The organism is Pseudorhizobium halotolerans (assembly GCF_902153235.2).
Taxonomy (GTDB): Bacteria; Pseudomonadota; Alphaproteobacteria; order Rhizobiales; family Rhizobiaceae; genus Neorhizobium; species Neorhizobium flavum.
Genome location: NZ_CABFWE030000005.1, coordinates 47,798 through 60,506, shown reverse-complemented (window position 1 = coordinate 60,506; position 12,709 = coordinate 47,798). Strand labels below are relative to the sequence as shown.

At 62.0% G+C, this 12,709-nt stretch carries 11 protein-coding genes and 1 tRNA gene; 6 read left to right on the top strand and 6 right to left on the bottom strand.

Going from position 1 to position 12,709, the window contains the following annotated elements; translation table 11 throughout:
• Window positions 1-728, bottom strand: a 728-nt coding sequence (locus FN060_RS23060; protein WP_244665696.1) for a mannose-1-phosphate guanylyltransferase, incomplete at its 3' end; no start/stop codon positions are given.
• Window positions 729-803: 75 nt separating this feature from the next.
• Here FN060_RS23060 and FN060_RS05235 point away from each other — a divergent pair.
• On the top strand, window positions 804-1,544 hold the full coding sequence (locus tag FN060_RS05235; RefSeq protein WP_244665695.1) for a DUF1003 domain-containing protein: 741 nt from the start codon (window positions 804-806) through the stop codon (window positions 1,542-1,544).
• Window positions 1,545-1,571: 27 nt separating this feature from the next.
• Here FN060_RS05235 and FN060_RS05230 read toward each other — a convergent pair whose 3' ends face one another.
• The 3 genes from FN060_RS05230 to cpdR1 all read right to left on the bottom strand — a co-directional run bounded on the left by FN060_RS05230 (window position 1,572) and on the right by cpdR1 (window position 2,450).
• On the bottom strand, window positions 1,572-1,745 hold the full coding sequence (locus tag FN060_RS05230; RefSeq protein WP_065814535.1) for a DUF1328 domain-containing protein: 174 nt from the start codon (window positions 1,743-1,745) through the stop codon (window positions 1,572-1,574).
• 164 nt (window positions 1,746-1,909) lie between these two features.
• Window positions 1,910-1,984 (bottom strand) — tRNA-Val (locus FN060_RS05225).
• A 103-nt stretch (window positions 1,985-2,087) separates the two neighbouring features.
• The gene (cpdR1, locus tag FN060_RS05220) at window positions 2,088-2,450 is read right to left on the bottom strand and encodes a response regulator CpdR1 (RefSeq protein ID WP_052642173.1); all 363 of its coding nucleotides are present in this window, start codon (window positions 2,448-2,450) and stop codon (window positions 2,088-2,090) included.
• A 180-nt stretch (window positions 2,451-2,630) separates the two neighbouring features.
• On the opposite strand from cpdR1, the gene FN060_RS05215 reads away from it, so the two are divergent.
• Both FN060_RS05215 and hisN read left to right on the top strand, forming a co-directional pair.
• Complete coding sequence (locus FN060_RS05215; RefSeq protein WP_142587186.1) at window positions 2,631-3,515, top strand: N-formylglutamate amidohydrolase; 885 nt, start codon at window positions 2,631-2,633, stop codon at window positions 3,513-3,515.
• Window positions 3,516-3,757: 242 nt separating this feature from the next.
• Window positions 3,758-4,534: a histidinol-phosphatase gene (hisN, locus tag FN060_RS05210; RefSeq protein WP_142587185.1), complete on the top strand. Its 777-nt coding sequence runs from the start codon at window positions 3,758-3,760 to the stop codon at window positions 4,532-4,534.
• Window positions 4,535-4,538: 4 nt separating this feature from the next.
• Here the strand turns inward: hisN and FN060_RS05205 are convergent, their stop codons facing one another.
• The gene (locus tag FN060_RS05205; protein ID WP_142587184.1) at window positions 4,539-5,507 is read right to left on the bottom strand and encodes an alpha/beta fold hydrolase; all 969 of its coding nucleotides are present in this window, start codon (window positions 5,505-5,507) and stop codon (window positions 4,539-4,541) included.
• Between the two features lie 385 nt (window positions 5,508-5,892).
• On the opposite strand from FN060_RS05205, the gene FN060_RS05200 reads away from it, so the two are divergent.
• Window positions 5,893-6,375 (top strand): Hsp20 family protein, encoded by a 483-nt coding sequence (locus FN060_RS05200; RefSeq protein ID WP_142587183.1) that lies wholly within the window; start codon window positions 5,893-5,895, stop codon window positions 6,373-6,375.
• Window positions 6,376-6,437: 62 nt separating this feature from the next.
• Here FN060_RS05200 and FN060_RS05195 read toward each other — a convergent pair whose 3' ends face one another.
• Window positions 6,438-7,484 carry a threonine aldolase family protein gene (locus FN060_RS05195; protein WP_142587182.1) on the bottom strand — a complete coding sequence of 349 codons (1,047 nt, stop codon included), beginning with the start codon at window positions 7,482-7,484 and terminating at the stop codon, window positions 6,438-6,440.
• A 356-nt stretch (window positions 7,485-7,840) separates the two neighbouring features.
• On the opposite strand from FN060_RS05195, the gene gltB reads away from it, so the two are divergent.
• Window positions 7,841-12,541 carry a glutamate synthase large subunit gene (gene gltB, locus FN060_RS05190; RefSeq protein ID WP_244665771.1) on the top strand — a complete coding sequence of 1,567 codons (4,701 nt, stop codon included), beginning with the start codon at window positions 7,841-7,843 and terminating at the stop codon, window positions 12,539-12,541.
• Window positions 12,538-12,705: a hypothetical protein gene (locus FN060_RS05185; protein ID WP_172972337.1), complete on the top strand. Its 168-nt coding sequence runs from the start codon at window positions 12,538-12,540 to the stop codon at window positions 12,703-12,705. Before gltB ends, FN060_RS05185 begins: the two co-directional genes overlap by 4 nt.
• Window positions 12,706-12,709: the final 4 nt, after the last annotated feature.

The window sequence follows — 12,709 nt, the reverse complement described above, 5'->3', positions numbered from 1 at the left end:
GCTGCAGCATCGAGACGGATGAAATCGAGGTCCGTGACCGCGTTCGCGACGGCTTCGCGAGCCGCTTCGGCCACCTCCGGCGCGTGAGCCTCCATTTCCTCCATCAACTTGCCGGCCGTGAACATGAAGATGCCGGAGTTCCAGTAGAAGCCGCCATCCGCCAGCATGTGCTCCGCTTCCTTTAGCGGCGGCTTTTCGACGAAGCGTCTGACGGCATGGGCGCCGCCTCCGAGGGATTCGCCGGCTTCGATATAGCCATAGCCGGTGGCGGGTTCGGTCGGGGTGATGCCGAAGGTCACGAGCCTGCCGGCAATCGCAGCGTCCCGTGCAGACCGGATGGCGTCGAAATAGCGCTGATCAGCAATTATCTCATGGTCCGATGCGAGAACCTGCATGACGGCATCAGGACCATGGCGATCAAGGATCAGGGCGGCAGCGGCGGCGATTGCGGCGGCCGTGTTGCGGGCGACCGGCTCCAGCAGCGTGCCCGCCAGTTCGACGTCGAGTTCTCGGGCCTGCTCCGCAACGAGGAAGCGGAAATCCTCGTTCGTAACGACGATCGGCGCCTCGTAGAGCGTGGGGTCGGCAAGGCGTGCCAAGGTCGCCTGGTAGAGCGTCCGGTTACCCACGAACTGGATGAACTGCTTCGGAGCACTTGCGCGCGACAGCGGCCACAGGCGCGTTCCCTTGCCGCCCGCCATGATCACGGGGATGATCTTCTGAGTCATGTCCGTCCTTGAATTCACGTGCCGATGCGCAGACTGTCAGTCTATATCTTTAGCGGCTGCCGGCGACAGGACAAGATGACGACAGTGTTGGACGAACAAGAGAAGATGGACGCGAAGACGGCGCATTGCGCCGTGTGCGGTCGCAACCTGCCCCTTCGGCAGATGCATGAAATTCACGAGCTGAGGCCGGCCCTGCAGGCGATGATCGCGGAGCAGGTCGGTGACATTGACGACCAATCGCTGATCTGCGAGCGCGATCTTTCCCGCTACCGGCGGCTTTATGTCGAGAAGCTCCTGAACGATGAACGAGGGGAACTGTCGGAGCTGGACAGGCGGGTACTCGACAGCTTCGTGACGGGCGGCTCAACGGTGCAGTCGAGTGCCGACCTGGTGCTGGAACCGCCGCGCAGCTTCGGCGAAAGGGCCGCCGATGCGGTGGCATCCTTCGGCGGCTCCTGGAGCTTCATTCTTCTTTTCTGCGCCGTTCTTCTCCTCTGGATGAGTGTCAACATCTCGGGCCTGTTTGCCGAGCCGTTCGATCCCTATCCGTTCATCCTGCTCAACCTCGTGCTGTCCTGCGTAGCCGCATTGCAGGCGCCAATCATCATGATGAGCCAGAAGCGGCAGGAGGCGAAGGACAGGCAGCGGGCCGAGAGCGACTACATGGTCAACCTGCGGGCCGAACTGGAAATCCGCCAGTTGCACGAGAAGATCGACCACCAGATGGCGAAGCAGTGGGAACGGCTGACCGAACTCCAGCAGATCCAGATCGAGCTACTGGAGCGAAACGATCCATGGCAGGGCGAACGGAACTGATCGTCGCCTACCGAGTATCCGATCGAATCAGAAGACCAGGCTGCCGCCGATAATGGCGAGGACCAGGAAGATCACGAACACAAGCAGTGCAAGGAAGAACAGCACCTTGGCAATCGACGCGGTCGCCGCCGATACTCCCGAGAAGCCCAGGAAGCCTGCGACAATCGAGATGACGAGGAAGATCAGTGCCCATTTCAGCATGGCGTGTCCCTTTCGCTTGAAGCCGGAAAACGCAGGCGAGAAACGAATGTTCCGCGGTCTTGTAAGCAGCGGCGGGTCAATCCAGTAGATGGACCAGAAGCGGTCGCGGCGACCAGCGCGAGCCATGCTCGCGCCTGCAATATCTGCCAAGGTGAAGGATAGGATGGTGGGCGTGACAGGGATTGAACCTGTGACCCCTACGATGTCAACGTAGTGCTCTCCCGCTGAGCTACACGCCCATCCGATGTCGGCGCATAGACCATAAGGTGGCCGGGCCGTCAACTGGTTTTGATGCGGAATGCGAAGCTTTTTCACCGGCTTCGCATCACCCCGAAATTGCCGTCACGCGGCGGCGAGCATCTTGTTCACTTCGTCCACCAGATCGCGCAGATGGAACGGCTTGGAGAGGACTTTCGCATCCTTCGGTGCCTTCGAATCGGCGTTCAGTGCGACGGCGGCGAAGCCGGTGATGAACATCACCTTGAGGTCGGGGTCGAGTTCGGTGGCTCGACGGGCGAGTTCGATCCCGTCCATCTCCGGCATGACGATGTCGGTGAGAAGGAGCGAGAACGGTTCCTCACGCAACCGGTCATAGGCGCTCGCGCCATTGTCGAAGGAAGCGACGTTGTAGCCAGCCTTCTCGAGCGCCTTTACGAGGAAGCGCCGCATGTCGTTGTCGTCTTCGGCGAGAAGGATTTTTTGCATCGTTCGGGGGCCGTGTTCCATATTTTCGAATTTTTCGGAGCGTCAGCCTAGCCAATAGCTGGTAAAAACCCATTTAACGGCGGCAGGCGCGGATCCTGGCAGGACATAGATAGTATGGACTTCGGCGGGGGCAACTGGCAACATGCCCGTTCTGGAAGTTCATGACATGGTAAAGGCTAGATGGACCGGGCGACAGGCGAATTCGAGCAGTTCGAGATCAGAGAGCCCACCTGCCAGACCATTCCCTTCGTCTATAATTCCCCCCATAGCGGGCGCTGCTATCCGACAACTTTCCTCGCCGATTCGAGGCTTGACTCGGTCGCCATCCGCCGCTCCGCCGATCACTATGTCGATGAGTTGTTTGCACCCGCGCCTGAACTCGGCGCACCTCTCCTCGCTGCCAATTTTCCGCGCGCATATCTCGACGTGAACCGCGAGCCCTACGAGCTCGACCCGAAGATGTTCGACGGACCGCTTCCCTCGTTCGCCAATATCAGCTCGCTCCGGGTGGCGGGCGGGCTAGGGACTATTCCGCGAATCGTTGCCGAGAACATGGAAATCTATCGCCGTCGCCTCAGCGTCGAGGAGGGACTGGCGCGGATCGAGAGGATCTACAAGCCCTATCACACGGCGCTCCGCCGGCTGATCGCCCGTACCCATGCGCGGTTCGGCACGAGCGTCCTGATCGATTGCCACTCGATGCCCGGTAATATTCGCATTTCCGGCTCCGACGTCAGGCCTGACTTCATCATCGGCGACCGCTATGGCACCAGCGCATCGGCGGATCTGTCGCGGGCGGCAATCTGCATCCTGAGCGAACTCGGTTTCACGGCGGTGCGCAACAAGCCCTATGCCGGCGGCTTTATCACCGAACATTACGGTCGCCCGACACGCGGGCTGCATGCGCTGCAGATCGAGATAAACCGGGCGCTCTACGTGGATGAAGTGACGCTCGAGAAGAGGCGGGACTTCGAGGCGGTCGCCGGAAATCTCTTCACCTTCATGCGGCAGTTGGCGGAAGTCGCCGACGAGCTTGCCGGCACCACGGCTCTCGCGGCCGAATAAGCTTGCCGGAACTGATAGGCAAAAAAAACCGCGCCGAAGCGCGGCTAGTCTAGGGAGGAAACACCCAAGGAGGGCATTACAGTCAAAGACTGTAATATGACACTATTATTGCAGTGCACAATTGTCAAGCAGATCCTGACGTTGTCCACATTTTGATCAAACGCTGTTGCACGCTTCCCACATTGCTTCCTGCGCTCTTGCGGTTACAAGCAGCTTTTAGACCCTGCCGACACGAGGTTTCCATGCTTCCCGACCGTGCCTTCTTCTATGCGCTTGCCGACGCCGCAAAGGCGGAGACGCTGCCGCGGTTCCGGACCGGCGGCTACGTGACCAACAAGCTCGAGGGAGGATTTGATCCGGTCACGGAAGGTGACCAGGCTGCAGAGGCTGCGATCCGGGCGCTCATCGAGGATCGCTTCCCCGAACACGGCATACTGGGGGAAGAGCACGAGAACATCGGTCTGGATCGGGAGCACATCTGGGTGATCGATCCGATCGACGGCACGCGTGCCTTCATCTCCGGCGTGCCGGTCTGGGGCACACTGATCGGTTTCCAGAGCGGTGGGCGTTCGGTGATGGGGCTGATGGACCAGCCCTTCACCGGCGAACGATACTTCGCCGATGGGAAACGCTCCTGGTATAGCGGGCCGGACGGTGAGCGGCAGATCAGGACGCGCGACTGCGAGCGGTTGTCGGACGCCATCCTGTTCACGACCTCTCCACACATATTCACGGGCGAGGATGCCGAGCGCTATCATGCGGTGGAGCGGCATGTGCGCCTGTTCCGCTACGGCACAGACTGCTACGCATATGCGCTTCTCGCGTCGGGTCATGTGGACCTGGTGATCGAGAATTCGCTCAAGCCCTACGACGTGGGCGCGCTCATACCGCTGATCGAACATGCAGGCGGGATAATCACCACCTGGGATGGCGGTCGTCCGGAAATGGGTGGCAATATCATCGCCGCTGGAAGCCGTGCGCTGCATGAACAGGCGATGAGCATTCTCAACGGCGCCTGACGGGTCAGGCTGCGGTATCGGACAGGTCAAGTCCGCCATCCAGGCCCGGCATGAAGGCTTCGATCGCAGCCAGCGCCTGGGCGCGATAGATGTCGCGCTCCTGGAAGAGTTCGTGCCGCGCGCCGTTGATGGTCACCAACTGGCCGGCCCGGAAGTTGCGGGAGAGTTCTTCCTGCTCGGCATAGGGGATTATGCCGTCGAGCACAGGCGCGAGGATGAGGGTCGGGATGGTTATGCGGGTCAGGTGCTCCTGACGCCTGACCCGGTCAACGCCTTTCAGCGTCTCATGCAGCCAGCGATAGGTGGGTGGCCCGACCGTCAGTTCCGGGTGAGCCGCGATAACGGCTGCGTTCCGGGCGAAGCGGGCGGTGTCCGAGGTCAGCGGATTACCGGGGAAGGGTCTGTCGATGCGTTCCTGCTCGGCCGATAGCCGACCAAGCCCGGTCCAGCACGCAAGCGCGGCGACCTGGCGGATTACGGCGACCGGCCAGGTATCGTGACGCAGCCCGACATAGGGCGCCGACAGGGCCATGCGGCTGATGCGGTTCGACAGCCTGGGTGCCGCGGAAAGCGCGATCAGTGCACCCGTCGAGTGGGCGACGAGAAAGAAGGGCAGGCGCGTATCCGGCAGCACGATCTGCTCCAGGAATATCTCCAGGTCTCGCTCGTAGTCGGACATGCGGCGTACGTGACCCTTGCGGGAATCCTTCAGTAGCCGGTCCGAGCCGCCCTGGCCGCGCAGATCGAAGGTCGCCACCCACAGCCCCATCGCATTGAGGTCGCGGATCGTCTCGAAATACTTCTCTATGAAGTCATTGCGCCCCTGCATGAGGACCACGGTTCCGCGCGCCGGCGAGATCTGCGACCGGAAGATCGCATAGCGCAGCTTCGCGCCCCTGTAGCCGGTGAAATGACCGGCGGTGTAGTTCTCAGGCGCGGGGTTTTCGGGCGTCGGATAAAGTATGTCGGGCATGGTCCCACGGAAGCGTTGGCGATCCCACAGCGATAGGTGCTCATGCTGCAAGGTCAAGGAAAAAAGCCGGATCGACACCTGAGGACAAGCATCGACCCGGCCAGCAGACTGAAGAGAAGGGACGTGCTTCAGTCGTCGACGGTGCTTATGTCCGCCGATGGAAGGAGGTTTACGCGCCCTATCATGAACCCGCGTGAAACCTCGTGTTCATGGGAAGTTCATGCGGTGAGGAGGTGGTTGCGCAGGGCTCTTGAAGCGTCGCGGCGGAATTCCCATCTTCATTTTGCGGGCGCCGGAAGGGCCCGTTAAACCCCTGCCTCATCGCCATTGCGGGACGAGGCAGGAGAACAAAAATCGCAACACGTCGCTTCCCAGGAGGACAACAATGCGTCACGTCGATTTCTCCCCCCTCTATCGGTCCACCGTCGGTTTTGACCGCCTCTTCAACCTGCTGGACACCCGCGGCCAGCCGGAGCAGGCGCAGACCTATCCGCCCTATAACATCGAGCGTACCGGCGAGAACACCTATCGCATCACTATGGCCGTTGCCGGTTTCGACGAGAAGGAACTCTCGATCGAAGCGCATGCGCATGTGCTGACGGTGAAGGGTGAAAAGACCGAGGAAGAAAAGGCCGAACAGAGCGAATACCTCTATCGCGGCATCGCCAAGCGCGCCTTCGAGCGCCGCTTCCAACTCGCCGATCACGTCGAAGTGCAGTCTGCCTCGCTGAAGAACGGCCTGCTTCATATCGACCTTCTCCGGAACATCCCGGAAGCGATGAAGCCGCGCCGCATCGCCATCGCCGCCGAGGCAGGCGAGGCGCCAAAGACGATCGAAGCGCAGGTGGCGCCGCAGCAGGTCAACTAAGGCCTCTGCCTCTCCCAAGGCTTGGACGGCTCCTCCTTGCGGAGGGGCCGTATTCGTTTAGGTCAGCCTATAGCCGCCAAAAAGGCGTCGACGTCGTCGGCCGTGCTTGCGAAGCTCGTAACGAGGCGGATCAGCATCTCGCCTTCGCCCGCCGGTTCAGACATGTCGCGCGGCTCGAGCCAGTCGTAGAACTTGGCACCTTTCTCATGAGCCTTCTTCATCGTGTCAATCGGCACGATCGCGAAGACCTCGTTGGATTGGGTGGGCCAAGCGAGGCGGGCGCTGTTGGAGCCGGAGATACCGTCGCGAAGGCGGTCGGCCATGGCATTGGCGTGGGTGGCAAGCTCCAGCCACAGCCCATCCTTAAGATAAGCTTCGAATTGTGCCGCGATGAAGCGCGACTTGGAGAAGAGCTGTGCCGTCCGTTTGCGAATGAAGGGCAGTTCCCTGGCCATTTCTGGATTGAAGAAGACGATGGCTTCCGCACACCAGCAGCCGTTCTTCGTGCCTCCGAAGGAGAGGATGTCGACACCGCGCTTCCACGTCATCTCAGCCGGAGTGGTGTCGAGCGCAACGAGCGCATTGGCGAAGCGGGCGCCGTCCATGTGCAGCGGCAGTCCGTGCGCCCGGGCCGTCTGCGCAATCGCCGCAATCTCGTCCAGCGTGTAGACGCTGCCAACTTCCGTCGCCTGGGTCATGGTGATCGCCGCAGCTCGGCCGTGGTGGACAGCGTCCTCGGGGTAGCGGGCCATCCTGGCCTCCAGGTTCTTCATATTCATCTTGCCGAGCGGTCCCTCCACCGGAACCATGCGCATGCCGCTGAAGAAATCCGGCGCGCCGCATTCGTCCTCGATGACATGCGCCTCGGAATGGCAGAAGACGACGCCGCCGGGGCGGGCGACGCTTGCAAGGGCCAGCGAATTGGCGGCCGTGCCGGTGGCGACGAAGAAGACCGAGACCTCACGCTCGAAGATTTCGTTGAAGCGCGCCTCGACGGCACGGTCGAGGTCGCTCGTTCCATAGGCGGCGGCAAAGCGGGTGGATTCGCGCAGCAGGCGCTCGTTGATGGCCGGGTGAGCGCCGGCCCAATTGTCAGAGGCAAAGAACATGAATGGCCCTTTCGTATGCTACCGAAACCTATCGCGTTCCGGCCGCCGTTCAATCGAGCGCTTTCCCAAATTCTCAATCGGCAAGCAAGAGACGAAATCGACATCCTTCTGACAACTAAGTTTCGCAGAGTGACTACGTGGCGAAAGCTTCGGTCGCGAACGACACGATTTGTGTGCCGGTAGGTCTTGTGAGGCAGGGGCAAGTATGTCATACCACGATGCGAATTAGGTCAGAACAGTTGACCTAATTCCCAGCTCTTCTCTCTCCTTGAGGAGGAGGCTTGAAGCGAATTCCGCAAGAACAACCACCTTGTCCGCCGGACCGAAGGAGGATGACGATGACGAAGATTGTTGAAATGCGCGCCGCTGCTCGCGAAGCTGCGAAAGCGCCCGAGAAACGCACGTCTGTCGCAGCCTCTGGTCTTCCGCCCGCGCAGGGCCTTTACGACCCGCGCAACGAGCACGATGCCTGCGGCGTCGGCTTCATTGCCCATATGAAGGGGCAGAAGTCGCACCAGATCGTCAAGGACGGGCTGTTCATCCTGGAGAACCTCACTCATCGCGGTGCTGTCGGTGCCGACCCGCTGATGGGCGATGGCGCAGGCATTCTCGTCCAGATCCCGGACCGCTTCTTCCGCGAGGAGATGGCGAAGCAGGGCGTAACGCTGCCAAAGGCCGGTGAGTATGCCGTCGGTCACTTCTTCCTGCCGCGCGATGCCGAGCAGGTTGACCACTTCAAGAAGGTGATTGTCGATGTGATCGCCGAGGAGGGGCAGCAGTTCCTGGGCTTCCGCGAAGTCCCGGTGGACAATTCGTCGCTTTCCAAGGCGCCCGAGATCGCCGCGACCGAGCCCTATCACCTGCAGGTCTTCATCGGTGCGGGCCGCGATGCCGCGACGAACCACGAGTTCGAGCGCAAGCTCTTCCTCGTCCGCAAGGTGATCTCCAACCGCATCTACGACCAGTTCGGCGGGCAGGAGACCGGTTTCTATCCCGTGTCGCTCTCGTCCTCGACCATCGTCTACAAGGGAATGTTCCTCGCCTATCAGGTGGGCGCCTATTACAAGGACCTGTCCGACCCGCGTTTCGAATCGGCCGTGGCGCTCGTCCACCAGCGGTTCTCGACCAACACCTTCCCGTCATGGAAGCTGGCGCATCCCTACCGCATGGTCGCCCATAACGGGGAGATCAACACGCTGCGCGGCAATGTCAACTGGATGGCCGCGCGTCAGGCTTCGGTCTCCTCGCCGCTCTTCGGCGACGATATCTCCAAGCTGTGGCCGATCTCCTACGAGGGGCAATCGGACACCGCCTGCTTTGACAACGCGCTCGAGTTCCTGGCCCGCGGAGGATATTCGCTGGCGCACGCCGTGATGATGCTGATCCCCGAAGCATGGGCCGGCAACCAGTCGATGAGCCCCGAGCGGAAGGCCTTCTACGAATATCATGCCGCCTTGATGGAGCCGTGGGACGGGCCGGCTGCGGTCGCCTTCACCGACGGCAAGCAGATCGGCGCGACGCTCGATCGCAACGGCCTGCGCCCGGCGCGTTACGTCGTGACCTCCGACGACCGCGTCATCATGGCCTCGGAAGCGGGAGTGCTTCCGGTGCCGGAAGAGACCATCATCAAGAAGTGGCGGCTGCAGCCGGGCAAGATGCTGCTGATCGACATGGAGAAGGGTCGCATCATTTCCGACGAGGAAGTGAAGAGCGAACTTGCCACCAAGCATCCCTACCGCAACTGGCTGGACCGCACACAGCTGATCCTGGAGGACCTGCGACCTGTCGAGCCGCGGGCGCTGCGCCGCGACGTGTCGCTGCTCGATCGCCAGCAAGCCTTCGGTTACACGTCCGAGGACACGAAGATCCTGATGTCGCCGATGGCGACGACCGGCCAGGAAGCCGTCGGCTCGATGGGGACGGATACGCCGATCTCGGCGATGTCCGCCAAGTCGAAGCTGCTCTACACCTACTTCAAGCAGAACTTCGCGCAGGTGACGAACCCGCCGATCGACCCGATCCGCGAGGAACTGGTGATGAGCCTCGTCTCCTTCATCGGGCCGCGGCCGAACATCCTCGACCACGAGGGCATGGCGAAGGCGAAGCGCATGGAAGTGCGCCAGCCGATCCTGACAAATGGCGACCTCGAAAAGATCCGCTCCATCGGTCACATGGAGGATCACTTCGACACCAAGACGCTCGACTTCACCTATGACATCGAGCGCGGCGCCGAAGGCATGCCGGAGATGCTCGACCGGTTGTGCGAGCGGGCGGAGGCTGCCGTTCGCGGCGGCTACAACATCATCGTGCTCTCCGATCGCCAGATCGGTCCGGATCGGATCGCGATCCCCGCGCTGCTTGCGACCGCTGCCGTCCACCATCACCTGATCCGTAAGGGGCTCCGCACTTCGGTCGGTCTCGTCGTCGAATCGGGAGAGCCGCGCGAAATCCATCACTTCTGCTGTCTCGCCGGCTTCGGCGCCGAGGCGATCAACCCCTATCTGGCTTTCGACACGCTGACCGACATGCATGCCCGCGGCGAATTCCCGAAGGAAGTCGACGCGAGCGAAATTGTCAGCCGCTACATCAAGGCGGTCGGCAAGGGGATCCTGAAGGTCATGTCCAAGATGGGCATCTCGACCTATCAGTCCTATTGCGGCGCGCAGATCTTCGATGCGGTCGGCCTGTCATCCGAGCTCGTCAACCAGTACTTCTTCGGCACCGCGACAACCATTGAGGGTGTCGGTCTGACGGAGATCGCCGAGGAAACCGTGGCGCGCCATCAGGCGGCCTTCGGCAAGGACCCGGTGCTGGCCCGCACGCTCGATATCGGCGGCGAGTATGCCTATCGCATGCGCGGCGAGAGCCATGCCTGGACGCCGGATGCGGTCGCATCGCTGCAGCATGCAGTGCGCGGCAACAGCCAGGATCGCTACCGCGAATTCTCGCAGATGGTGAACGACACCGCCTGCCGGATGAACACAATCCGCGGGCTGTTCAAGATCAAGTCGGCGGAGGATATCGGTCGCAAGCCAGTGTCGATCGACGAAGTCGAGCCGGCGGTGGACATCGTCAAGCGCTTCTCGACCGGCGCCATGTCCTTCGGCTCGATTTCCCGCGAGGCGCATACGACGCTGGCGATCGCCATGAACCGTATCGGCGGCAAGTCGAACACGGGCGAGGGCGGCGAGGAAAGCGATCGTTACACGCCGCTGGCGGACGGGTCGCAGAACCCCGAGCGTTCGGCGATCAAGCAGATCGCGTCGGGTCGCTTCGGCGTCACAACCGAATACCTCGTCAATGCCGACATGCTGCAGATCAAGGTGGCGCAGGGGGCGAAGCCCGGTGAAGGCGGCCAACTGCCCGGTCACAAGGTGGATGCAACTGTCGCCAAGACCCGGCATTCGACGCCGGGCGTCGGCCTGATCTCGCCGCCGCCGCACCACGACATCTATTCGATCGAGGACCTAGCACAGCTCATCTACGACTTGAAGAACGTCAACCCGGAGGCGGACGTCTCGGTCAAGCTCGTGTCCGAGGTCGGCGTCGGTACGGTTGCCGCCGGTGTCGCCAAGGCACGCGCCGACCATATAACGGTCGCGGGCTTCGACGGCGGCACGGGTGCGTCGCCGCTCACCTCGCTGAAGCACGCCGGCAGCCCGTGGGAGATCGGTCTCGCCGAGACCCAGCAGACGCTGGTGCTGAACGGATTGCGTTCGCGTATTGCGCTGCAGGTCGATGGCGGGTTGAAGACCGGCCGTGACGTGATCGTGGGTGCGCTGCTGGGCGCCGACGAGTTCGGCTTTGCCACCGCGCCGCTGATCGCGGCCGGCTGCATCATGATGCGCAAGTGCCACCTCAACACCTGTCCGGTCGGCGTTGCGACCCAGGATCCGGTGCTGCGCAAGCGCTTCAAGGGCACGCCGGAACACGTCATCAACTACTTCTTCTTCGTTGCGGAAGAGGTGCGTGAAATCCTCGCCTCGCTCGGCTTCACCAGGCTCGACGACATCATTGGCATGTCCGAGCTTCTGTCCAAGGACGAGATGATCGCGCACTGGAAGTCGAAGGGGCTCGACTTCACCAGGATCTTCCACAAGGTCGAGGCGCCGAAGGAAGCGACCTACTGGACCGAGCGGCAGAAGCACCCGATCGACGACATTCTCGATCGCAAGCTGATCGAGAAGTCCATGCCGGCGCTCGAAAGCAAGGAGCCGGTGGTCTTCGAGGTGCCGATCAAGAACGTCGACCGCTCCGTCGGCGCCATGCTGTCGGGAGCGCTCGCCAAGCGGTGGGGCCACAAGGGGCTGAAGGACGACACGATCCATGTGACGCTGCGCGGCACGGCCGGCCAGTCCTTCGGTGCCTTCCTGGCCCGCGGCATCACCTTTGACCTGGTGGGCGACGGCAACGACTATGTCGGCAAGGGCTTGTCCGGTGGCCGGATCATCGTTCGTCCGCCCGAGAACTCGAAGCTGAAGGCGGAGCAGGCGATCATCGTCGGCAATACCGTGCTCTATGGTGCGATCACTGGCGAGTGCTATTTCCGCGGCGTCGCGGGTGAGCGCTTCGCGGTCCGCAACTCCGGTGCGATCGCCGTCGTCGAGGGCGTGGGCGACCACGGCTGCGAATACATGACGGGCGGCATCGTGGTCGTGCTCGGCGAGACCGGCCGCAACTTCGCGGCCGGTATGTCGGGGGGCGTCGCCTATGTGCTCGATGAGGAAGGGACCTTTGCCAAGCGGTGCAACATGGCGATGGTCGAACTCGAGCCGGTGCCGGAAGAGGACGACATGCTGGAGAAGCTGCACCACCACGGCGGCGACATCATGCACAAGGGCCGCGTCGACGTGTCCGAGGATATGACGCGCCACGACGAGGAGCGCCTCTACCAGATGATCTCCAACCACCTGCACTACACGGGTTCGGAGAGGGCGAAGGAAATCCTCGACCGCTGGACCGAGTTCCGGCCGAAATTCCGCAAGGTCATGCCGGTGGAATACCGCCGTGCTCTGGAAGAGATGGAACGTATGCGCATGGGTGTTGCGGCGGAGTGAGCCGCCTTCGCCTTATTCATCGGCTGCTTGCCATGGGAGTAGCAGCCGCCGTGCCGGCGGTTGTGTTCGTGGCAAATGGCACTATCGCAGCAGAACATTGGGTGCTGGGGGCGGTCATCGGTCTTGCCTACTGGTACTGGGGGCCGACAGGCGCCTCACTTTGAAAAG